This window comes from Paenibacillus profundus, from assembly GCF_021369635.1.
GTDB lineage: Bacteria > Bacillota > Bacilli > Paenibacillales > Paenibacillaceae > Paenibacillus_B > Paenibacillus_B profundus.
Genome location: NZ_JAJNBZ010000003.1, coordinates 281,552 through 305,780 on the forward strand (window position 1 = coordinate 281,552; position 24,229 = coordinate 305,780).

General features: G+C 51.9%; 18 protein-coding genes and 1 riboswitch. Of the genes, 8 read left to right on the forward strand and 10 right to left on the reverse strand.

Annotation, left to right across the window (positions count from 1 at the left end):
• Positions 1-125 precede the first annotated feature (125 nt).
• The 3 genes from LQV63_RS06540 to LQV63_RS06550 form a co-directional block, all read right to left on the reverse strand.
• Positions 126-575, reverse strand: a complete 450-nt coding sequence (locus tag LQV63_RS06540; RefSeq protein WP_233696098.1) for a hypothetical protein — start codon at positions 573-575, stop codon at positions 126-128.
• Positions 576-741: 166 nt separating this feature from the next.
• On the reverse strand, positions 742-924 hold the full coding sequence (locus LQV63_RS06545) for a hypothetical protein (protein ID WP_233696099.1): 183 nt from the start codon (positions 922-924) through the stop codon (positions 742-744).
• A 415-nt stretch (positions 925-1,339) separates the two neighbouring features.
• Positions 1,340-2,956, reverse strand: coding sequence for an ABC-F family ATP-binding cassette domain-containing protein (locus LQV63_RS06550; RefSeq protein WP_019419223.1), 1,617 nt, complete (start codon positions 2,954-2,956; stop codon positions 1,340-1,342).
• A 429-nt stretch (positions 2,957-3,385) separates the two neighbouring features.
• Here LQV63_RS06550 and rsgA point away from each other — a divergent pair, with 429 nt between their 5' ends.
• Entirely contained in the window at positions 3,386-4,642 is a 1,257-nt protein-coding gene (rsgA, locus tag LQV63_RS06555; protein WP_233696100.1) for a ribosome small subunit-dependent GTPase A, read from the forward strand.
• Positions 4,643-5,152: 510 nt separating this feature from the next.
• Here the strand turns inward: rsgA and LQV63_RS06560 are convergent.
• Positions 5,153-6,190, reverse strand: a complete 1,038-nt coding sequence (locus tag LQV63_RS06560) for an MBL fold metallo-hydrolase (RefSeq protein WP_233696101.1) — start codon at positions 6,188-6,190, stop codon at positions 5,153-5,155.
• A gap of 447 nt (positions 6,191-6,637) precedes the next feature.
• Here LQV63_RS06560 and LQV63_RS06565 point away from each other — a divergent pair, with 447 nt between their 5' ends.
• The 6 genes from LQV63_RS06565 (at position 6,638) to LQV63_RS06590 (ending at position 12,007) form a co-directional block, all read left to right on the forward strand.
• The gene (locus LQV63_RS06565; protein WP_019419227.1) at positions 6,638-7,780 is read left to right on the forward strand and encodes a virulence factor; all 1,143 of its coding nucleotides are present in this window, start codon (positions 6,638-6,640) and stop codon (positions 7,778-7,780) included.
• Between the two features lie 202 nt (positions 7,781-7,982).
• Positions 7,983-8,375 (forward strand): GntR family transcriptional regulator, encoded by a 393-nt coding sequence (locus tag LQV63_RS06570; protein ID WP_019419228.1) that lies wholly within the window; start codon positions 7,983-7,985, stop codon positions 8,373-8,375.
• Positions 8,372-9,070, forward strand: a complete 699-nt coding sequence (locus tag LQV63_RS06575; protein ID WP_233696102.1) for an ABC transporter ATP-binding protein — start codon at positions 8,372-8,374, stop codon at positions 9,068-9,070. The genes LQV63_RS06570 and LQV63_RS06575 overlap by 4 nt, the downstream gene beginning before the upstream one ends.
• Positions 9,071-9,088: 18 nt before the next feature.
• The gene (locus LQV63_RS06580; RefSeq protein ID WP_233696103.1) at positions 9,089-9,820 is read left to right on the forward strand and encodes an ABC transporter permease subunit; all 732 of its coding nucleotides are present in this window, start codon (positions 9,089-9,091) and stop codon (positions 9,818-9,820) included.
• 20 nt (positions 9,821-9,840) lie between these two features.
• Positions 9,841-10,764, forward strand: a complete 924-nt coding sequence (locus tag LQV63_RS06585; protein WP_019419231.1) for an ABC transporter ATP-binding protein — start codon at positions 9,841-9,843, stop codon at positions 10,762-10,764.
• Between the two features lie 91 nt (positions 10,765-10,855).
• The gene (locus LQV63_RS06590) at positions 10,856-12,007 is read left to right on the forward strand and encodes an ABC transporter permease (protein ID WP_233696104.1); all 1,152 of its coding nucleotides are present in this window, start codon (positions 10,856-10,858) and stop codon (positions 12,005-12,007) included.
• 52 nt (positions 12,008-12,059) lie between these two features.
• Here the strand turns inward: LQV63_RS06590 and LQV63_RS06595 are convergent, their stop codons facing one another.
• From LQV63_RS06595 to LQV63_RS06620, 6 genes are all read right to left on the reverse strand, one after another.
• The gene (locus LQV63_RS06595) at positions 12,060-13,061 is read right to left on the reverse strand and encodes an ABC transporter ATP-binding protein (RefSeq protein ID WP_019419233.1); all 1,002 of its coding nucleotides are present in this window, start codon (positions 13,059-13,061) and stop codon (positions 12,060-12,062) included.
• Positions 13,058-14,080: an ABC transporter ATP-binding protein gene (locus LQV63_RS06600; protein WP_019419234.1), complete on the reverse strand. Its 1,023-nt coding sequence runs from the start codon at positions 14,078-14,080 to the stop codon at positions 13,058-13,060. Before LQV63_RS06600 ends, LQV63_RS06595 begins: the two co-directional genes overlap by 4 nt.
• Positions 14,047-15,042, reverse strand: a complete 996-nt coding sequence (locus tag LQV63_RS06605) for an ABC transporter permease (protein ID WP_019419235.1) — start codon at positions 15,040-15,042, stop codon at positions 14,047-14,049. Before LQV63_RS06605 ends, LQV63_RS06600 begins: the two co-directional genes overlap by 34 nt.
• Positions 15,039-16,010 carry an ABC transporter permease gene (locus LQV63_RS06610; RefSeq protein ID WP_019419236.1) on the reverse strand — a complete coding sequence of 324 codons (972 nt, stop codon included), beginning with the start codon at positions 16,008-16,010 and terminating at the stop codon, positions 15,039-15,041. Before LQV63_RS06610 ends, LQV63_RS06605 begins: the two co-directional genes overlap by 4 nt.
• Positions 16,011-16,090: 80 nt before the next feature.
• Positions 16,091-17,803, reverse strand: a complete 1,713-nt coding sequence (locus tag LQV63_RS06615; protein WP_233696211.1) for an ABC transporter substrate-binding protein — start codon at positions 17,801-17,803, stop codon at positions 16,091-16,093.
• Positions 17,804-18,566: 763 nt separating this feature from the next.
• Entirely contained in the window at positions 18,567-20,450 is a 1,884-nt protein-coding gene (locus tag LQV63_RS06620; RefSeq protein ID WP_233696105.1) for an ABC transporter ATP-binding protein, read from the reverse strand.
• Between the two features lie 154 nt (positions 20,451-20,604).
• A riboswitch (Lysine riboswitch) is annotated at positions 20,605-20,794 on the forward strand.
• Between the two features lie 130 nt (positions 20,795-20,924).
• Here LQV63_RS06620 and LQV63_RS06630 point away from each other — a divergent pair.
• The gene (locus LQV63_RS06630) at positions 20,925-22,373 is read left to right on the forward strand and encodes an amino acid permease (RefSeq protein WP_019419241.1); all 1,449 of its coding nucleotides are present in this window, start codon (positions 20,925-20,927) and stop codon (positions 22,371-22,373) included.
• Positions 22,374-24,229: the final 1,856 nt, after the last annotated feature.

Genomic DNA, 24,229 nt, shown 5'->3' on the forward strand with positions numbered 1-24,229 from the left:
CACCTGCATCGGCATTAACGACAACATCGCCTATCCTTATGCCACCCGGCATCACGCGGGTTGAGAGGATAGGCGATTGTCGTTCAGTCAGCCGCTTCACCGTAGCCGTTCACATCTTGACATTGCTAGGAATCAAAAACAGCGCCCCCAAGTGTCACGTTTAGATTGAACGTGATTCGCTCATCCGAACCTTTGCCCCATTCTTCCCTTCCGTCAGAAGGCCGTACAACCTTCTCGACTCTCGACGCTACCAGCCTAGCTGACCTTTTGGGCAAACGAACTGCTTCGTTCACACCTTTGCTCCATTCTTCCCTTCCGTCAGAAGGCCGTACAACCTTCTCGACTCTCGACGCTGCCAGCCTAACTGACCTTTGGGGCAGACGAACTGCTTCGTTCACACCTTTGCTCCATTCTCCCCTTCCATCAGTAAGCCGGATGAACCATTTCGACTCTCGACGCCGCCAGCCTAACTGACCTTTTGGGCAGACGAACTGCTTCATCCACACCTTTGCTCCATTCTCCCCTTCCATCAGAAGGCCGGACGAACCATTTCGACTCTCGACACTGCCAGTCAAACCGGCCTCTTGGGCAGACGAACTGCTTCATCCACACCTTTGCTCCATTCTCCCCTTCCGTCAGAAGGCCGGACGAACCTTCTCGACTCTCGACGATGCCAACCTAACTGACCTTTTGGGCAGACGAACTGCTTCGTTCACACCTTTGCTCCATTCTCCCCTTCCATCAGTAAGCCGGATGAACCATTTCGACTCTCGACGCTGTCAGCCTAACTGGCTTTTTGAGCAGACGAACTGCTTCATCCACGCCTTTGCTCCGTTCTCCCCCTCCGTCAGAAGGCCGGACGAACCATTTCGACTCTCGACACTGCCAGTCAAACCGGCCTCTTGGGCAGACGTACTGCTTCATCCACACCTTTGCTCCATTCTCCCCTTACATCAGGAGGCGGTGTGCCCAATCACAACTCTCCGGACACTGCGAGGTTAGCTTCCATGCTGAGCAACCGGCTTCGTGGCATATGTATCTATACGAAACGACATGTGCCTCCGCCTCGATGTTCCCCTTCCTGACTGTACGGGAGAACGGAGATAAGGACCGGACCATGAAGTCTTTTAGTTATGGACAAGCATTTTTATTTTCAGTTCGTTTGCAGGAGAAGGGGTTGCAGCTGTTCTGAATAGATGGGAGAGTGACGCAAAGGAGCACACAGATGTACCCTTTTCGGGAAGGTCAAAGTGAGGACTCATTCTATAAGACAAAAAAAGAGTCCAGACCTACTCCTTTTCAGAAGGTCTGGACTCCCTGTCCTATAACATTTATTAGCTTACGCGTACATCTGCTCGCGCAACGCCTTAATTTCATCACTATTCAAATATTCGTCAAACGTCGTCACGCGATCGATGATGCCGTTCGGTGTAATCTCGATAATGCGGTTCGCGATCGTCTGTACGAACTGATGGTCATGCGATGTAAACAGAATCGTTCCGTCGCAGTCGATAAGACCGTTGTTCAACGCCGTGATGGACTCGAGGTCCAAGTGGTTCGTCGGCTCATCCAAAATAAGCACGTTTGCACCGGTCATCATCATTTTCGACAGCATGCAGCGTACCTTTTCGCCCCCGGACAACACGCTTGCCTTCTTCAGTGCTTCTTCACCGGAGAATAGCATGCGGCCCAAAAATCCGCGCAAGAACGTTTCATCCTGATCCTTCGAATATTGGCGCAGCCAATCGACAAGGCTCGTCTCCACACCGTCAAAGTAGGCTGCGTTGTCTTTCGGGAAATAGGCCTGCGACGTGGTCACGCCCCAAGAATACGTACCTGCATCTGCTTCCAGCTCGCCCATAAGAATTTGGAACAACGTCGTCTTCGCCGCACTGTTCGGTCCGACCAACGCGATTTTGTCCCCTTTGTTAACGACCAAGTGAAGATTATCGAACGTTTTCTCGCCATCCACCGTCTTCGTCAAGCCTTCGATAGTCAGAAGCTGTTTGCCTGCTTCACGATCTGCTTTGAAGTTGATGAATGGATATTTGCGGCTCGATGGACGAATATCGTCAAGCGTAATCTTCTCGAGCATCTTCTTACGGGAAGTCGCTTGCTTCGACTTGGATGCGTTCGCGCTAAAGCGCTGAATGAACGCTTGCAGCTCTTTAATCTTCTCTTCCTTCTTCTTGTTCTGGTCGCGCATCATATGCTGGGCCAGTTGGCTTGACTCGTACCAGAAGTCGTAGTTGCCCACATAGAGCTGAATCTTGCCGAAGTCGATGTCCGCGATGTGCGTACATACTTTGTTCAAGAAATGGCGGTCATGGGATACGACGATAACAGTGCCTTCGTAATCCATCAAGAAGTTCTCCAACCAATTGATCGACTCCAAATCCAAATGGTTCGTCGGCTCATCCAGCAGCAGGATGTTCGGGCGGCCGAACAACGCTTGAGCAAGCAGGACACGAACCTTCTGGTTGCCTTCCAGCTCTGCCATCTTGTTGTCATGCATATTTTTCGGAATTCCAAGGCCAATCAGCATCTCTGCTGCATCTGCCTCCGCTTCCCAGCCGTTCAATTCCGCAAATTCCCCTTCGAGTTCGCCGGCACGCATGCCGTCTTCCTCGCTGAAATCCGCTTTGGCGTAGAGGGCGTCTTTTTCCTTCATAATATCGTACAGGCGTTGATGGCCTCTAATGACCGTCTCCAACACCGGGTATTCATCATACTCGTAATGGTTCTGCTTCAAGACCGACAGACGGTCTCCCGGTGTAATGTGCACCTCTCCATTGGTCGACTCGATCTCGCCGGACAATATTTTAAGAAATGTCGATTTCCCCGCACCGTTCGCGCCGATTAGGCCATAGCAGTTCCCGGGCGTAAACTTGATGTTCACGTCCTCGAACAGCGCGCGTTTGCCGTAGCGGAGCGTAACGCCGGTTGTACTAATCATGGCATTCCCGTCCTTTTAACTATAATGGTTTCAAACGGTTATTATAGCACACTTATCTGTATTTTGCGATTTTAACAGTATTTATCTGCACGACATCCACGATATTCGTCTATGTGTCTATATGTGCGTCTGTATGTGTTCCTCGATGTTGCATATATATCGTCAACTTCCTATCTACCATTTAGTGGATTATCCGTATATAATGTGATTATCTGATTTAGAAAGCGAGGGATGTAATATGGCAACAGCATATAACGTTCGGGAGGAACTGCTCGACGCCTAGCGCATCCGCAATTATGCAAACTTCGACGCTAGTGTCGTTGAACTGTATTCTGTTCCCGAACTTGACCGTGGCGCAATGTCGTTGGAAGGTGACCATGCAAGTTCATTCGACGCGGCCTCAGGCCGTAAACAAGGGAGAATACAGACTTGAATCAAGGGAAAAAACAACAGAATCTCAAGCAAGATCAATCGCAGGAAATCAACATCATTAATAACGAAACCATTCCATATACGGAAGCCGAAGAGTCAGATCAGGCTGACGGCGGCTTCCCGCAAGTGCAAGACGGCGGCTGCGCCGTGAAGGAGCTCTCCGAGCTTGGCTGGAATGACGCGTGGTCCGATACGTGGACACAGTGGCTCGATGGGCTTAACGAAGCGGTCACTCGCCGTTTTGCCGGTGAGCTCGTGCCAGCGCGCGTGTCACTCGCGCACAAGCACCTGTACCGCGTCATTAGCGCGGACGGCGAATGGCTCGCCGAGCTGTCCGGACAAGCGCGCGCAGGCATGCTCACGCTGAGCGACTGGCCGTGCGTCGGCGACTGGGTCGCCATAGCGCCGCGCCAGGCGGAGGGCCGCGCGACGATTGCTGGCGTGCTGCCGCGCCGCAGCTTGTTCGCGCGCAAGGTCGCCGGCAACCGGCGGGACGCGCAGGTCGTCGCCGCGAACGCCGATGTGGCGCTGCTCGTCACAGCGATGACGAGCGACTTCGAGCCGCGGCGGCTGGAGCGCTACGCTGCGCTCGCGTGGGATAGCGGCGCCATGCCAGCCGTCGTGCTCACGAAGGCCGACGCGGCCGAGGACCCGGCTGCGTTCGCGGCGGAAGCGATGCGCACCGTCCCCGGCGCCGACGTCTTCGCGGTGTCGGCGCATACGGGCGCAGGCCTCGACCGCCTGCAAGCACTGCTGGCGCCCGGGACGACCGTCGTCCTCGTCGGCTCGTCCGGCGTCGGCAAGTCCACGCTCGCCAATGCCCTTGCAGACGAAGAGCACATGGCAACGCAGACGGTGCGCGAGAGCGACGGCAAAGGCCGTCACACCACGACGCACCGCGAGCTGCTGCCGCTCTCCGGCGGCGCTTGGCTCATTGACACGCCCGGCATGCGCGAAGTCGGCATGATTGCCGTAGACGGCGGCAGCGGGCTGGCGCACACCTTCGAGGATATTGAAGCGCTGGCGTCAGACTGCCGCTTCTCCAATTGCTCCCACCGGCACGAGCCTGGCTGCGCCGTGCAGCAAGCCATCGCGCTGGGGGAATTAGAAGCGGAGCGCCTGAAGGGCTATCATAAGCTGCAGCGGGAAATCGCCTACATGCGCCGCTCGGAGGAAGCCCAACTCAAGCGTCAGCAAGCGAACAGCGTTAAGAAGCTGACGAAGACGTTCAACACTTCCAGCAAGCGGCGCTAAATCAATAAATCCAAGAGGAGCCGCATTGAATGCAAAAACATGCGCTCGTCATCGGTGGTCCAGGGATGCTCCAACAAGCATCCCTGGAACCTGCCTTAAGCTGGAATACCGTCTCCTTTATCTATATAAGTTGAACTATTAATCTTCCAAAAATGATTATTTCCACGAAACTCATTCGCCCCAGATCCACTCTAGAAGAAAAGTAGGGCTGAAGGCGTGACCATACTTGTCCGTGGCATCCCCCTCGTCTCATCCTGCATTGGATTTTATACAATGAATCAGCAGCCTATACCTCGTCCAATGCTTTGACACTCATTCCGCAGCAATTGCTTAAAAACAGCCGGATCCACTGTTCCATCACTTTTCTGTTTCTAACACCCTGACATTCGAGAAGATACAGAATAATAAAAAAAAAGAAACAACCTGCTACAGAGGCTGTTTCTTGAATAGCAATCGTATATTTTATTCATGCACTTATATTCTTGCGTGCATTTATATTCTTTCCTGCATTTACTCTCTAGCGTTGGCACGGCCCATATTATGCGACGCTTCTCTGTTCGCTGCGCTCGCTTCTGAAGAACTCCATGTCTCGCCAAGGCTCAGGAGCCGCACCCTATTGTGGTCCATATTCCGTCTGATCCGTTCGGCCTCCAAGCGGTCAAGCGCTTCCCTCGGCGTATCGTCCGCCAGCTTGAAGGCTCCGTAATGCATCGGGATCATTACCTTCGCCCTCACGTCCTCGAACACCTGCAGCGCTTCTTCCGGCGTAATATGCTGCGGCGACATGAACCATTCCGGCTCATACGCTCCTATCGGCAGCAAGGCTAGATCGATATCGAAGCGGTTGCCAATCAGCTCAAACCCCCGGAAATACCCGCTGTCCCCTGCAAAATAAATCGTGTTCTCCACCGCAGCAGCATTGTCGGATCGCCCATTAGGCTCGCGTGGTTTTTCTGTCTGCAACCGTTCTATTACATAACCGCCCCAGTGTGAGCGATTCATATCCGTCAACGTTCTGCGCGTCCAATGCTGAGCCGGGACGAACGTGATGCGCACCGAGCCAAGAACGATGTCGTTCCACCAATCCAGCTCAATCGTCTGCGAGAACCCTTTACGCACCATTTTACTTCTCAGTCCTCCCGGAACGATTAACATCGTCTTCGGGTTCATAAGCCGCCGAATCGAGCTGAGATGCATATGATCATAGTGCGAGTGCGAGATGAGGATGACGTCCACCGGCGGTATGCGGTCAATCGGAATGCCGGGCGGGGCCAGCCGTTTCTCCATCGCCATGCTTTCGGCCCACACCGGATCCGTAACGATATTTAAACCACCGGTTTGGAGCAAAAAGGTCGAATGTCCTATCCAAGTGACAGTCGTGTCTGTCCGGTTGGCGTGCAGCCGGTCAAGCTCCGGTCTCGCTTGCGGAACCACATAAGAATAATCCTTCTGTTTAAGCCGTACTTTTCGTTCGGCACGCCAGCGCCGAAATTGCTTCCATGCCTTTTCCGTTGTCACATCGTCCATATTGACATAATAGCGCTTCATAGCACCACCTCATTTGCAGAAAGTTCGGATAGAATGGCAAGGGGCTAATGTTCAATCCCTTGTAGATGCGATGAAGTCAATTTCTTGTTCTAGCATACCAGAGTCAGACTTCCCCCAACAACTAAGCTCCAATCGTCCTGCAGCAATGGCTCAGCACCGTTTGAGCCATTATTCGACTATGGGTACTCTGGCTAATCCCTATCGTATTCAGCTAGCCTCTTGTTGTTGAAATTCAGTTGCCAATTTTCTGTTACGGGGCAGGACTACAGCAGCATTACGAATGAATCGACTTGCAGCTTGAACATATACCTGTATCTTATATTTATAACTCATTTTCTTACGTTCCAACCGTCTTTCTGCCAAATTGCATCCCGTTTCACTTCATTGTTCCTGCAGGTTCGTTGCGGTACAATATAGTCAAGACTACACATGCAGGAGGTGCCGTCAATGAAATTGATCACAATTGAACCAACGCCCAGCCCGAATTCGATGAAGCTTCATCTGGATGAGACGCTGCCAGCGGGCATTCGTCGAACCTATACGGAGGAGAACCGGCGCTCCGCCCCCGCCATCATCGGACGCTTGCTCGATATCGAGGGTGTGAAGAGCGTATTTCATACAGCTGACTTTATTGCGCTGGACCGCTTCGCCAATGCGGACTGGGCGCGCATCTTAGCGGATGTGCGCGATATCTTCGGTGAACCGCAAGCCGCTGAAGGACAAGAGGGCGACCTTGCATCATGGACATCCTTCGGGGAAGCTCAAGTGTATGTGCAATATTTCCGCGCCATTCCGATGCAAATTCGCGTGCAAGCGGATGGAAAAGAAGAGCGCGTCGGCCTGTCCGAGCGCTTCGTGCGCGCTGTGACGGAAGTCGCCAGCGCCACCTTGATTAAAGAACGCAAGCTGAGCGACTACGGGATTCGCTATGGCGAGCTGCCCGATATCGCTCGTGAAGTGGAACAGGAGCTAGAGGCAGCCTATCCCGATGAGCGGCTCGATTCTCTGGTGCAGCAAGGAATTGCCGCCGGCAAAACAGACGTGCCATTCGTCGAAGAGCGCCGCGAATTAACAGATGAGGAATTGACCGAACGGATGCAGCATGAAGATTGGCGTGTGCGATACGCCGCTTTGGAACGGATGGAGCCTGTAGCGGAACGTTTGCCATTCATCGCACAAGCTCTTCAAGACGGGCAAAGTCAGATTCGGCGTCTTGCCGTCGTCTATTTAGGCGAATTGAAGACAGCGGAATGCATGCCGCTGCTGTTCCAAGCCTTGAAGGATTCCTCGGTTAGCGTGCGCCGCACAGCGGGAGACACGTTGTCTGATATCGGCGATCCGTCCGCTATTGAGCCGATGATGGAAGCCATGAAGGACAAGAACAAGCTTGTCCGTTGGCGTGCAGCCCGCTTCTTGTACGAAGCCGGAGACGATCGGGCGCTGCCTGTGCTCGAAACGGCCGCTCAGGATGCGGAGTTCGAAGTCGCATTGCAGGCCCGCATCGCGATGGAGCGCATTCGTTCCGGAGAAGATGCCGTCGGCACTGTATGGCAGCAGATGGCCCGATTGCGTGAGCAGCAGCCTGAATAAAAACACCATCCTGCCTTAAGAAATAACATGTTCAAGTCTGTCCATTCGTTATAGAATCTAGAGACTGCTCAGCAATAGCCAGTCCTTTCAGACAGTTTCCGTATCGGAAACTGTCTTTTTTTCGTGTGCCTATTGTATCAAGTGTATCAAGTGATATAATACACTTTATACAAGAAAGGTTTTTGCGCGAGGAGGGTGCTCATTGAATGAAGTTCACATTGGTGGAATGCGCTTTGAGCTTGACTTAAGCAAGCCATTATATGAGCAAGTGTTAACTCAGATTCGAAGTTCGATTGCGAAGGGGGAGATTGCGTTGGGTGAGAAGATTCCTTCGGTCCGGGAGCTGGCGCAAGCGTTGAAGATAACGCCGAACACAGTGATGCGTGCTTACCAAGAGCTGGAGCGGGATCGATTGACCGAGACGCGACGGGGACAAGGCACGTTCATCACGACGAATGCTGACACTGTGGAAACGATCCGAAATAACTTGGCGGAAGAAGCCGTACAGGAGTTTTTTGAGAAGATGCACAGCATAGGCTTTACATGGGATGATATTCAGCAATTGATTCGGCAAAAAGGAGGAAATCCCTCATGAGCGAAATCGCAATCCGGGCCGAGAATATAGTGAAGCGATACGGACAGAAGCGGGCATTGGACGATTTCACTATACATTTACCGCAAGAACGCGTTGTCGGTGTGTTGGGATCGAACGGCGCTGGCAAATCGACCTTTTTTCGCATGATAGCCGGTTTGATACAGCCGGACCATGGAACTATCGATGTGCTTGGACGCACGCCAGGATGGCAGACGAATCGAGATATCGCTTATTTGCCCGATCGGGCACGATGGTATGAAGGACATACAGTCATGTTAGCTCTCGACTGGGCGGAACACCTTCTTCCCGGGTTCGAGCGTCAGCGGGCAGAATCGCTCATTTCATTCATGGGGTTGGACCCCGAGATGAAAGTTCACGGCATGTCGCGTGGGCAAGAAGCAAGACTGATGCTTACGATCTGCATGGCCCGCAGCGTGCCTCTATTATTGCTTGATGAGCCGTTTTCAGGCATCGATCTGTTGTCACGCGAACGCATTATTGAAGCGATTATAGACAATTTAAGTGACAATCGGCAGACCGTTCTCATCAGCACCCACGAGATTCACGAGTCGGAGAGTCTGTTTGATCACGTTGTCTTTATGGATAACGGTCAAGTGCTGCTGCACGGAGATGTCGAGATGCTGCGCGCGGAGCAGGGTTCCATGGAATCCATCTACCGCACACTGTACCGTTAGAGTCGGGAGGAATTGCATATGGATACAAATGCTTTACTTTATTTAGTGAAGGATGAATTGAAACGGCGCAAGAGCAAAAAGGATCACGCCAAATGGTGGCTTTTCTATCTCGCCGCAGGGATTGTACTGCTCCTTGCCGTCACCGCTTATTTTGCTGACAAATTCCGGCCTATAGGATTGTTATTCTTCACCTTTGGCTTCCCCTATATGGCGTTCATTTTAACCTATAGCATGGTCAAGCGGGAATGGAAGAACGGCACGCTGGGTTGGTGGCTGTCGCTCCCCTATTCCCGCAGCACGCTCATTCTATCCAAGTATGCGGCTAGTCTCTGCGTCGTCTTTCTCATTTTCACCGCCGCTTGGCTCGCGACGCTCTTCTTTTACGTTTACGCGACGATCTGGCAAGGATCGTTTGAAGTAGCCGGCTTATTATCGTTTATGTCAGGTTCGTCCGTGTGGTATTTGTTCGTGTTCGCTGCCATTCCGTTCATGAACGCATTCGGTCTCTTTATTTTCATCGCTGGACAGTCGCGTCTCAAGCCGCTCACCCCGCTGCTCTGGATGATATATGGCTTATCAGGCAACGCGATATTTTGGTTGCCGCATGAATACTGGAACACACATATAGAAACAGGCTCGATTCCGTTTGGACCGTACGCGTTTGCGATCGCGGTGCCCATTTCAGTCGGTCTGGCCGTAATCTTACTGCTCTGCTCTACCGTCACGCTAAAAAAAGATGTCGTCCTGTAAATAAAGGAGAGGTTATTGATATGGAATATGCACTTCAGGTGTCTCAACTGCAAAAATCTTATGGGCAAAAGACCGCATTACACGGCATATCGTTTCAAGTCCGGACCGGGACCTGCTTCGGATTGCTTGGCCCGAACGGAGCGGGCAAATCAACAACGATGAAAATATTAGCCGGCATTCTTGCCCCTGACAGCGGCAGCGTTCACGTATTCGGCATCGATGCGGTCCAGCGCGCGGGGGATGTGCGCAAGGTCATCGGCTACGTCCCACAAAACATTACGTTGTATGAGAAGCTGAGCGCTTATGACAATCTGATCTTTTTCGGGGAAATGTACGGCTTGCAAGGAGCCACACTGAAGCAGAGAATATCGGAGGTGTTGGAACAGGTTGGTCTGCAAGACCGGGCCCGCGATGCGCTATCCACGTTCTCCGGCGGCATGATGCGGCGGGTCAATATGGCAGCGGCGCTGCTGCACCGCCCGAAGCTCATCATTCTCGACGAGCCGACCGTCGGCATCGATCCCCAGTCCCGCAATCATATATTTGAAATGATTCGGCAGTTGAATCAAGAAGGCGTGACCATCTTATATTCTACGCACTACATGGAGGAAGTCGAAGTGATGTGCGAGGATGTGGCCATTATCGACCATGGTTCCGTCATCGCCAATGGTTCATTACACGAGCTGCTGGCGCAGTACGGAACGCAATCGGTATATGTGGAGACAGATGGCGCTGCCGCGCCGGATCTGGCGTCTGTGCCGGGTACATCGGCCCCTCATGGAAGCGGTTGGAAGATCGAAACCGACGACGTGCTGCGTACGATGCGCAGCGTGTCGGATGCATGCCTGCAGTCGCACTGTGCCGTCGCCCGGCTGGAAGTCGTCCGCCCTTCACTTGAAACGGTATTCTTGAATTTAACGGGCACGTCGCTGCGGGATGCTTAAGGATAACAAGACTGCTGATTCGAGTTCGCAAAGTGAACTTTTACGCACCAAGAAGGTGGCAAACACCCGAAATGTTTAGGAGGATTGTATCGTGATTAAAAGCATAGCTCGCAAAGAAATCCGATTGTTGTTGAAAGAAAAAGGCACCTTCTTCTGGCTGCTCGTTCTGCCGATTCTATTCATCGTCTTGTTCGCATCCGTCTTCGGCAGCGCCGGCAGTTCAACTATCAAAGTACAATATCTTGACATGGATCATACCGCGGCGTCCAAGGAGCTGCTGCAGTCGATCGAGCGTATAGACGGATTCGAATTGAAGACCGACTCTACGCTCTCGCTAGAGAAGCAGATCGCCAGCATCCGCGACGGCAAACTGTCCGCGTTGCTCGTTCTGCCGCAAGGATTCGAAGCGAACTTGCAATCGGGCACCGGTCCAGCTGAAGTAACACTGTATCGGGATGAAACGGCCAACTCCTCCGTAGCTCCGATTCAAGCCGTGCTGCACAATATCGCTGGCAGCTACCGGGATGCGAACATTGCGCAAGCCCTGGCGTCATCGGGCATGAATGAGGCGAAGCTGAAGCAGGTTCTCACGCCGCCGATTCACGTTGCGGAGAAGACCGAAAATGTAATACCTTTCGATATGATCAGCCAAGTCGTGCCGGGCTACACGGTGATGTTCGTCTTCTTCGTCATTATTTCGATGACTCGCCGCTTCATCTCCGACAAAGATACTGGAATGACAGCAAGACTCTCCAGCACGCCGATGCGTCCGCTCAGCTATCTCATCGGCATGTGGATTCCATATCTGCTCGTCGTCGTCTTTCAATGCGCAGTCCTGCTTTCCTTCGGACACTTCGTATATGGCCTGGAGCTCGGTGACATGTTGTCCGTCATTATTATCATTCTGGCGCTGGCCTTTTGCGTCACTGGATTGGGGCTTGCCTTGTCGGTCTTTGCGAAGAGCGAGAATCAAGGCATCGCATTCACCCAGCTCATTGCAATGGGCGGAGCCGTCATCGGCGGACTATGGTTCCCCACGGAAATGATGCCGAAATTCATGCAGACCATCGGCCATTTCACCCCCCAATATTGGGCGCAGCAAGGCTTGAAGAGTGTTATTCTGCATGGCGCTCACTTGCAGGATATATGGCTCAACGTGCTTATACTGCTTGCTTTTGCTGTCGTCGCTCTGCTTATCGCAATGCTGCAATTCCCACGGTTTATGCGGCAGGCGGCTCATTAACCCTGCTAACGAACAGCCCCTCTTCCGGCATCGAAAGAGGGGCTGTTGTCTGTTAATGTATCAGAACCTTCATTTCACTATACTCCAGTGGAAAGTGGCAAGCTACTTGTCTGTCGGACGATACGATTTGCAGTTCCGGCGCTACCTTCCGGCACTGCTCCTGCGCAAATGAGCAGCGCGGATGGAAGCGGCAGCCGGACGGTGGATTCGCCGGTGAAGGCACGTCTCCCTGCAGTACGATTCGTTCCTTCTTCCGATGCGGAGTTGGCCTCGGGATTGCAGACAGCAGCGCTGCCGTATAAGGGTGTAGCGGATTCGCGAACAGCTCCTCCGTACGCGCTACCTCGACCAGTTTGCCCAAGTACATGACCCCTACGCGATCGGAGATGTGCCGGACCACATTCAGACCGTGGGCGATGAACAAGAACGTCAGCCCGAGTTCCTTCTGCAGCTTCATAAGCAGGTTCAGCACTTGCGATTGAACCGAGACATCCAGGGCGGAGACGGCTTCGTCCGCTACGATGAAGCGCGGATTCAGGGCAATCGCCCGGGCGATGCCGATACGTTGGCGCTGTCCGCCAGAGAATTCATGCGGATAGCGGTTGCGTCTGGACGCATCCAGTCCGACCAGCTCCATTAATTCGACGACCTTCTTATCTATATCATTGGCTGATGCGCGCTGATGGACACGCAAGGGCTCTCCGATAATGTCACGGACTTGAAAGCGCGGGTTCAAAGATCCGAACGGATCTTGAAAAATAATTTGCATATCCTGCCGCAGCCGCCGCAGTTGCTGAGAATTCATGGCTTGTACATTTTTCCCGTCAAAGAAGACCTCCCCGCTCGTCGCCCTCTGCAAATGAAGGACGACTCTGCCGAGCGTCGACTTGCCGCAGCCGGATTCGCCCACTAGTCCGAACGTCTCGCCCTCGTATATACCTAACGTAATATCGTCAACCGCCTTCACATGACCGACGACCCGATTGAACAGCCCTGTCTTAATCGGAAAGTACTTTTTCAAGTGGCGAATATCGATAAAATAGGATTCATTCATGCGCGCTTCACCTCGGATTCCTTGTCATCTCCGCCAAGTCCGCCGCCGGAATCATACAACCAGCAGGCCGCTTGGTGATCCGGTCTGAATTCACGGAGCAAAGGCTCCGCTTGCCGGCACTTCTCCTCTGCCTTCGCGCAGCGCGGGTGAAAACGGCAGCCCGACGGCAATTGATTGATTCCCGGAATGGTGCCGGGTATCGTGTACAATTCTTCTCCGCGCGCTCCTTCCAATCCGGGAATGGACTTCAGCAGTCCGATGGTATACGGATGGCTCGGATGATCGAATATTTCCCCTACCGTGCCCTCCTCAACGATCTTGCCAGCATACATGACCGCGATGCGGTCAGCCATCTCGGCGGCTACGCCCATATCGTGGGTGATTAGCACAATGGCCATGCCCAGTTCCTGCTGCAAGCGCTGCAGCAGATCAAGAATTTGGGCCTGTACGGTGACGTCCAGGGCCGTAGTTGGTTCGTCCGCGATAAGAAGCTCGGGCTTGCATATGAGCGCCATCGCGATGACGACCCGCTGCCGCATGCCGCCGGACAACTCGTGCGGATACTGCTTGGCCCTTAATTCCGGGTCGGGAATGCCGACCATGCGGAGCATATCGACAGCTTGCCGCCACGCCTCTTTGCGACTCACCCCGCGATGCAGCCGCAAGCTCTCCGCGATCTGATCGCCGACCGAGAACACCGGATTGAGCGCAGACATCGGATCCTGGAAGATCATCGCAATCCGGTTGCCGCGAATGCGGATCATTTCTTTTTGACTCATAGAAGCCAATTCTTCGCCGCTAAAACCAATGCTGCCTTCAAAAATCGCACCGCCGGCATAGTCTACCAACCGCATGATCGAGAGGGATGCAACGCTTTTGCCGCTGCCGGACTCTCCCACGATGCAAAGGGTCTTCCCTTTCTCTACGGAAAGCGTAATCCGGTCAGTCGCTTTGGCGATTCCTTGCTCCGTCACAAAGCCCGAAGTCAGATTCCGGATTTCGAGAAGTTTTTCCGCCATTCCTGCAACCTCCTCCGGGGTATTCTCACTTTTTTGCTTGGGTCGAAAGCGTCCCGTATGCCATCACCGATGAAGTTGACGGCCAACACGACAATCAGGATGCATAATCCCGGATAGATCGCCTGCAACGGATCGACCAGCATGAATTCCTGAGCGCTGCTAAGCATCAGTCCCCAGCTCGTTTCGGGCGCCTGCACCCCCAGGCCGAGATAAGACAATGCCGATTCGGCAAGAATTGCACCGCCCACCATCAGCGTCGCGCTGACGATAATCGGCGCGGTCGTGTTGCGAAGCAGATGTCTTCCGATAATTCCCCAGCTGGACACGCCAATCGCCTTGGCGGCTTCCACGTACTGCATTTCCCTCAACTGCAGGAAGTTGCCCCGTACGAGGCGTGCCGTCCCCATCCAACTGGTAGAGGCCATAATAAATATCATGTAGCTGAACTTGGAACCGAATATGGACAGCACAAGAATGTTGAGAAACAAAGTCGGCACGGAGTACATGACGTCTACTAGACGCATGAAAAACGTGTCGATCCATCCTCCGAAGTAGCCAGACACAGCGCCAATTAACGAACCGATCACAACAGTAATGATGGCGACGGAAAAACCGACGAGAAGCGAGACTTGACTGCTGTATATTAAGCGCGACAGCACATCCCTGCCCAATTCATCCGTTCCGAACAAGTGCTTTTCACTGCCGGCAGGCAAATTCGCATTGATCAAGTCTATGGCAGCCGGATCGAATGGTGCGATGACACGGGCAAATAAAGCAATAATAATAAAGAACAGCAGGACGACAAGCCCAACTACGGCAAACGGATTGCTCATGAATTTTTTGAATGCCGTCTTCCAAATCCCAATCGGTTTATCCGACAATCGTTCTACAGGCGGCTCTAACTTCGGTTCGGAACCAGGAGTGGGCTTGTGTCGCTTCCTTTGCAGCTTCGTTACACTCATGCCGATGCCCCTCCCTTGCGCGCCAACTGAACCCGGGGATCGATGAGCGCATACAGAATGTCAGCCAGCAGGTTGCCGATGATGACGATAACGGCCGTAATGAGCGTAATGGCCATCAATACCGAGTATTCCCGCGCCAAGGCCATTTCCACGAAGAGACGTCCCATGCCCGGCCAGTTGAACACATTTTCCGTTATGGCCGCTCCGGACACGAGAATGGCCAAATCCGAGCCGAGGATGGTGACGATCGGAATCATCGCATTGCGCAAGGCATGTCTATAAATGACTCGTTTCTCTTTCATGCCCTTGGATCTGGCCGTGCGGATATAATCCTGATTAAGCACCTCCAGCATGCTTGAACGGGAGAACTTCACATAGGAAGCCAAGAAACCTAGCGTCAACACCGTAACGGGCAAAATCAAGTGCATAAATAAATCCCCGATCTGACCTTCCTTGCCCATCGTATACATATCGGACAGCGGAAGCAGGTCTAACTCTAGTGCGAACAGTTCCTGCAGCAGTATCCCGAACCAGAATGTAGGCATGGCGAAACCAAGATAAGAAATGAATGAGGCGGTCTGATCAGAGAGTCCGTATTCAACGGTACTATTGTATATGCCCCATGGAATCGCTATCAAAAGCGAGAACAACCATGCAACGCTCATGAGAATGAGCGTATTTTGCATAGTCGGCCATAAGATCTCCCCTACCGGGAGATTGTTCTTGAACGTATGTCCCAAATCGCCCTGCAGCAGACTGCCCATCCAGCGCATATATTGGACCGGTATTGGCTGGTCCAAGCCAAGATTCTTCGCTTGGATCTGCGCTGCCTCCTGCGACAGTCCCGGTGACAGAAACACTTGCGTAGGCCCGCCTGGAGCCGCATGAATGAGCACAAACGTAATAATGGATACGAGAAAGAGCACCAGTACGGACTGCAGTATCCGCCGGATTAAATATTCGGTCATTTATTATCCTCCTAAGCTTGAAGGGGAAGGGGCAAGCTCCCCTTCCCCTTCACCGGTGTTGTTTAGCTGTATCCGTTACGTCATTCAACCCACCAATTAATCATGCGGTACATGTATCCGTAAGCGAGCGACGGCTCCGGCTTATCTTCCTCGGCGAAGTTGACTCGCGGCCCGATTCCTTGCGGCGTGCCATACTGGTACATGAAAATGTAAGGAAGATCGGTGGAGATTTCTTTGCCTACTTCCTCGTAAATCTTCTTGCGCTCGCTCTGTTCAACTACGGAATAGCCCTTTACCCACAATTCATCCAGCTTCTCATTCTTATACCAGCCGCTGTTCTGACCGGCAGGAGGATAATATTTCGAAGAGAACGTGCTTTCTCCGTTCGGATCTGGATCAGTCAATGACCATGCCATCAAGATGGCTTGGTATTTGCCCGTGTTCAAATGCTGATCGACCCAAGCGGCGAAGTCGATGCCCTTCGTCTTCACTTCAATGCCGACATCCTTCAAATTTTGCTGCACAATGGAAGAGATCTGTTCACGACGGCTGTTGCCGGCGTTATACTGCAGCTCGAAGGAGAAACGTTTGCCGTCCTTGGTCAGAATGCCGTCGGATCCAAGCGTCCAACCGTCTTCCGCCAGCAATTGCTTCGCCTTCTCTGCATCATAGTTATAGTTGACGGCCGCTTCACCCGGGTCCGCCCATGAACCAGGCAGGAACGGGGCGTTCATGAGCTTGCCAGTCCCTTTCAACACGTTATCGACCATGCCTAGACGGTTCAACGCATGAGCGATTGCCTGTCTCGTCTTCTGGCCCTCGAACAGACTGAAGTTGTCCGGGAAGTTCTTCGGATCGAAGTTAAAGCCCAGATACTCATAACTTGGGCCCGGCGCCAGAACGACACGGAGGTTATCCCGCTTCTCTACTGCCGCCAATTGCGTAACAGGGATGGCTGATACCGTGTCGACATCACCTTTGATGAGCGCCTGAACCTCTGTATTTTGATCGGCATATATTTTATAGATGACTTTTGCAATATGAGGCTTCTTGGCTCCCCAATAATTCGGGTCTGCATCGACGCTTATATGCTGCTTCTGCTTCCATTCGGACCACTTCCATGGACCATTCGTTACAGTCTTGGCCGGATCCGTTCCGTATGCGTGCTGCTTCAATTCCTTAGGTGGCACATCTTTGAGTATATGACTAGGAGCAAGTGTGAGGATAAGGGAGTATATGAATGGTGCATAGACTTGTTTCAGTTGAATCTTAGCGGTATGTTCGTCGACCTTCTCGATGGAGTCCACCTTATCGTATGCGCTTATTCCCGGCGATCCGACTTCCGGATTGCGGGTGGCATTAATGGTGAAGATGATGTCATCTGCCGTAACCGGCGTGCCATCGGTCCACTTCGCCTCCGGCTTCAGCTTGACGGTATACGTCTTGCCATCTTCGCTAATCTGAGGTGGTTCTGCAGCAAGCGACCATGGCTCCGCTACGACATTGGCTTCGCGATCGAGATTATACAATTGCGCTAATATAAGCTTGGATACGTCTCCCGAAGAGGTGTCGCTCTGAAACACGGGGTTGACAGTCACGATGTCTGAGAAGGTGCCCATTGTAAGGGTTCCCCCGTCTTTCGGCGTCTTTGTTGTGTTTTCCTTCGCTGGTTCCGTCTGTGATGTATTCTCTGACGGTGTCGGTTCTTCTTTGGGTGGATTCGTCGCGGTGTTAGAACCACCGCACGCTGATAACAGCGTTCCAATAAGTACCATAATCAGCAATAAAGACATCCTCTTCTTTTTTACCACATTGTATCCCCTTTCATCTTTTCAAATATTTTGTGAAGGATATATTTACCTTTTCATTCTATCATCACGGCATATGCAATTGTAGTAAAATGATGGGAATTACTCTGTGCATTATCAAATATTTTCTAAAGATTGGATAAAGAATTCATGGATGGGCATTAGAGAACCTCTATCAGAAGATGAGCGCCCGAGTTTAGAGTCAGATTTTGTTTGTCGTTAATGTACCATCTGTCAAATAGTAAAGCATTGACTCTGTGACTCTGCATCACTAACGAAATGATTCGTTTATGCAATGGCACGATCAGATTGACGATGATTCGCTTCATCATCCTCTTTGCTTCATTCTCCCCATCATTCAGGAGGCGGCAGTCCAATGCCAACTCTGGGTCACTGCCATCACGTTCGGCCGCTTCATGGCATGGTATCTATACGAAACGGCATGTACCTTAACTCCATATTTTTCTTCCTGATTGTATGGGAGAATGAGGCTAAGGGCCATTGTACGGACGCCTGGCAACATATTAACGTTTCAAAGGGAAGAGGAGGCTGCCATTCTGTGTGAAAGGAGGAGTGAGGCAAGAAATGAAACTGGGCACACCTTTTTCGGGAAAGGTGACGTGACGATTCAAGGCGAAACACTTCTTCTATCCCCGTTTTTTATCAATTCTTCGTTTTGGCGCCTCACCGAGCTGCTTAAACATTCCTTACTGACAACAAAAGAGCGGCCATGGAATGCCGCTCTTCTTCAGTACGTTTTCAATGATGGCTCTGTATCCATATGCTGCTGCATTCGCAATTCGTCCGTGTCCGTGTACATATCTGCGTCCAGGTCCTTGAACTGGGTATGGTACAGCGCAGCGTACAAGCCATCTTGCTGCAGCAGCTGCTCGTGGCGTCCCCGCTCCACGATGCGGCCCTCTTCAAGCACGAGAATCTGCTCGGCCGCCAGAATGGTCGACAAGCGGTGCGCAATGACGACCGTCGTTCGTCCATGCATCAATTCCGCCAACGCGACTTGCACATACGCTTCGGACTCTGAATCGAGATGTGAGGTTGCTTCATCCAGAATTAAGACTCGCGGATTTTTCAGAACGGCACGCGCAATCGACAGACGTTGACGCTCTCCGCCGGATAACCGATGACCTCGTTCCCCTACGATCGTGTCGTAGCCCTGCGGCAAGCTCATAATCATGTCATGAATATATGCTTTGCGGCAAGCTTCCTCCAATTCTTCCTGCGATGCCCCCTCCTTCGCGAAGCGCAGATTATCAGCCACGGAAGCATGGAATAGGAATGATTCCTGTGTTACATACGCCACTTGCGCCCTAAGCGATGCCATCGTTACTTCCCGTACGTCATGACCGTCGATAAGCACGGACCCTTCCGTCACGTCATACAGGCGTCCGATCAGATTGATGAGCGTCGATTTTCCAGCCCCGCTCGGCCCGACCAGCGCCACCACTTCGCCAGGCGAAGCATGGAACGTGACATCATACAGCACTTCGCCGCCGTCTCCGTAGCTGAAGCTGACATGTTGGAATTGTATCTCTCCCTGCACCGCTGACAGCTCTGCGGCCTTCGGCTGATCCGTCACATCCGGCTCCATATCCAAATAGTCGAATATGCGCTGAAATACCCCCAGCGCGGTCACCACTTCCACATGCAAATTCAGCAAGGTGCCGAACGGCTGATACAGCCGGGATAAATAAGCCGCAAATGCGACAATCGCCCCAATCGTCATTGAGCCGTTAATGACCGCGTAACCGCCATACATATAGATAACTGCCGTCCCGAGCGGACCTAGCGTCGACACGAACATGAAGAACCAGCGGCCGACTAAGTTAAGCCGAACTTCCAGGTTCTGCACCTGGCGATTTTGCTCCGCGAATCTTGCTTCCTGCGCTTTCTCGCGCCCGAAGATGCGTGTGAGCATCGCCCCCGATACGCCGAACACTTCGCCAAGCTGTGAGGACATATCGGCGCGCACCTTCTGCGTATTGACACGGAGCTGCTTGCGGTAACGCGATACTTTGCGTACGGGAATCATCGATAATGGCAATATAAATATCGCAATTAAGGCAAGCTTCCAATCGAGCGTGAACAAGATGCCGATCGTCGTCAATACGATGACGACTTGTGTAAGCGACGAAACCGCGACGTTCGTGACCACATTCTGAATGGCTGCGACGTCATCGGTGACGCGCTGAATCACTTCGCCTGAACGAGAGGCCGTAAAGAAGCCCACGGATTGCCGCTGAAGGTTGCGGAACAGTCCTTGCCGCAGATCCGCCATAATACTTTGCGTCACCTGCGTATTCAAGTGGCTTTGCAGCACCCCGAGCATGCCGCTTACAAGCGGCAGTCCGACGAGCCACACTGCCAAAGTAAGCAATTGATGCGTATTTTTATCCGGTATCGCTTCATCAATAATCCGCTGCATCACAAGCGGTGGCAGCAGACCGATGACGGCGGCCGTTAGCGCTAACAGTATAATCAGTGCCAAGCGGGGCCAATAGCTCCGGAACAGCGCCCATATCCGCTTAAGTGATACGTCCTTCACCTCCACTCGTTTCGGCGTTCCTTGCCGTTCATTGATTCGCATCCCGTTTCCATTCCATCCTTGACGCATAGGCAGTTCTCCTTTTCATTCTTGTTCCTAGCATTGTCATACGATTAGCAATATTTGATATTGATTGGACTGATTGCTTTCTCTATACTTAATAGATATATTGTAACAATGATGCTAGTCATCTTCATAGTGCAAAAAATCCTCATCCTATCCATGATGAGGTAGAGGTTGCGATTGTTATTAGTATCTTCGTCAAGGCGGGAAGCGCCGATGAAGCGAAGAGAAAGGAACAGTCGCCGAAGTTCACGCTGCCCGCTTCCAGGGCGTGGGTTGGGGCTGTCGCCGAAAGGCGCTGCACTGTCATGCGGAGATTACCCATCCTCGCATGATGCGCTATCTTTGGAAGGGTATGATGAGGGGACGGCCTAGCGGCCTAACCGTTTGAACGTTATACGCTTCAACGGTTTTTTTGTTGTTCTCTCCTCCTTTCCGGCTATACTACACAAAGATACCAAAGGAGTGAAAGCGGACGTCATGAGTCAAGAACAAAATCAACAGCAGCTGCGCAGAAGTCTGAAGACGCGCCATCTGACAATGATCGCGCTTGGGGGCTCGATCGGTACCGGATTGTTTCTCGCGAGCGGTGGCGCTATAGCCCAAGCAGGTCCGGGGGGCGCGCTCGTCGCGTATATTTCCGTTGGCATTATGGTGTACTTCCTAATGACGAGCTTGGGGGAGTTGGCTACATATATGCCAGATTCCGGCTCGTTCAGCACGTATGCCACCCGTTACGTCGATCCGGCTTTCGGATTCGCGCTCGGCTGGAACTTCTGGTTCAACTGGGCGATTACGATCGCATCCGAGTTGGTCGCAGCAACGCTTATTATTAAATATTGGTATCCCGAGAGCAATTCGTTTATATGGAGCTTATTGTTCTTGAGCATCATTTTTCTATTGAATTTTTTATCCGTCAAAGGATACGGAGAATCGGAGTATTGGTTCGCCATTATAAAAATTACGACCGTCATCATCTTCCTCGTCGTCGGTATTTTAATGATTTTCGGCATCTTGGGCAGCGAGCGCATCGGCTTTGAAAATTTCCATGTTGGTGACGCGCCGTTCCACGGCGGATTTTTCGCCATTCTCGGCGTCTTTATGGCGGCAGGTTACTCGTTCCAAGGGACGGAACTCGTCGGCGTCGCAGCTGGAGAGAGCGAGAACCCGCGTGAGAGCGTTCCGCGCGCCATCCGTCAGGTGTTTTGGCGTATATTGCTCTTTTACGTCTTGGCGATTTTCGTCATTGCGTTAATTATTCCGTATACGCACCCGAGCTTGCTTGCCAGCGATTTGAACAATATTAACACGAGCCCGTTCACACTTGTGTTCGAGAGAGCTGGCTTCGCCTTCGCGGCGGCGGTCATGAATGCCGTCATTCTCTCGTCCGTGCTCTCAGCCGGCAACTCCGGCATGTATGCGTCCACGCGCGTGCTGTGGGTGCTGGCGAAGGAAGGCAAGGCGCCGAAGTTCCTCGCGAAGCTGAACAAGCGCGGCATTCCAATCAATGCGCTGCTCTTGACAACTGCCGTCGGGATGCTCGCCTTTCTCGCCAGCTTCTTCGGAGACGGTGTCGTCTACTTGTGGCTCCTGAACGCGTCCGGCATGTGCGGCTTCATCGCTTGGCTCGGCATTGCCGTCAGCCATTACCGCTTCCGGCGCGCCTTCGTCAAGCAAGGCCACGATCTGAAGGAGCTGCCTTACAGAGCCCGCTTTTTCCCGTTCGGACCAGTATTCGCATTTACGCTTTGTATGATCGTTATTCTCGGTCAGAACTATCAAGCGTTTATCGGCCATACGATTGATTGGAAAGGTCTTCTCATGACATACATCGGGCTGCCGCTCTTCTTAGCAATATGGCTCGGTTATAAATGGAAGCACCGCACGAAGGTCATTCCACTTGAGGAATGCAAATTCGACCATAAATAAGGAGCTTCCTCATCATGAAGCGAGTCCGCACCAGACCCGTTGCGCGCCATGCCATAGGCAGCGTGGCAAGTCGGGTGCGGGCTTTTTTATTTGCGGCAAACTTTCAATGAAAAGCTATTAGCGGCAAGCTTCAAGCGAAATTGCTGTAATCCGCCCAAACGGTGCACTCTCAGCTCGCAATAGTTCCGTTATAACCGCTATGTAGCGGCTGTGCAGGACGGCATGGCGTCACGCGTGGAGCGTGTGCGTTAGTGGCGCATTCGCTTTCAGTGTGTTCAGCACATGCAGTGTGGTCGCACATGCTGCACGGTCGCACATGTTTTGTGGTCAGCACACGCGGCACGGTCGCACATGCTGTGTGTCACACCTTTTTCGTGTACGCATATTTCTACTAACAGGCGCTTTTTCTCACAAACCGTCACGATTGTGCTTCGCATTAGTCTGCAGTGTGTACTCATGATCTGTACTAGCAGATCGAGTTCGTCCATACAGCGTCTCAATCTTGCTTCGTGCTCTCTTCGAAGCCTATTCGTCCAACCGCAGCGGCTCCCCCCTCCACCATTGGATTATGTCCAATGGAATATGAAAAATAGACAGATGAGGTGGGCTTACGTTGGATTATGTACAGTAGATTTCAGAGATAAAGCGCTCTTTATCGGAAATATGAAGAATCCATTGGATGTTTTCCAATAGAACGCTTATTCTTCTCACTAATCAATAAAATCCACTGTACATTTTCCAATGAAAATAGCAGGCAACAAGAATAGCAGACGGAAGCAGCCTACTACTCGACAGGCGCTATGAAGCTTTTTTCCATGGAAAAGTAAACTTATTATTTACGTAACTGTGTCCGCTTTATATGATTCTATATCCACTTTTGTAACTACTCTGCACCATTCTTTAATTCAGTTGAATCCGTTGGAATCGACTTCTACGCACCACTGCAGCAGTTATGTATCGACTTGGCATCAGCTTCGATAAGCGGTTCTACATAAGTTTTGCATATACTTGGCATTAGCTTGTGAAACAGCTCTGCATCATACTAGGTTCCAGATCTTTGTCAGATCTTTGTCAGATCTTTGTCAGTTCTGTTCCAGCACTCGTTCAGATCTGCCCGAAGTCATGATTAGCACTCCCTCAGTTCTGCATCAGAACTGCATAAATCTTGGCCCAAATTCTTACTCGGTACTACTCCTTGTTTCTACTCTTAAGTTGCAATTGCTCTCATCCATTCTGTTCTACTCTTGCTCTGCCTCTGCTCTCACTGTTCTGTTCTACACTCGAGCTGCATTTGATTTAATCGGTTTTACTCCTTGCTTCTACTCTCAAGCTGCAATTGCTCTCATCCATTCTGTTCTACTCTTGCTCTGCCTCTGCTCTCACTGTTCTGTTCTACACTCGAGCTGCATTTGATTTAATCGGTTTTACTCCTTGCTTCTACTCTCAAGCTGCAATTGCTCTCATCCGTTCTGTTCCACTCTCGAGCTGCAGTTGCTCTCACTGTTCTGTTCTACACTCGAGCTGCATTTGATTTAATCGGTTCTACTCCTTGCTTCTACTCTCGAGCCGCATTTACTCTCATCCGTTCTGCTCCACTCTCGAGCTGCATGCGATCTCATCAGTTCTGCTCCACTCTTTAGCTGCAGCTGCCCTCATCACTTCGGCCAGTTCTATGTCCTTCTTGTGTAGCCTCGCGTGCTCCCGTTGATGATTTAGACACCTGGTTATAGAAGCAATGTAAGCTATATGTCCTTCCCGTGCGCAACTAATGTAGTCCATGCGGACAACTCAAAAGCTAAATTCGTGAATAATTGGTTAATCATGTATATTAGTCAACATCCTTCCATACACTAACG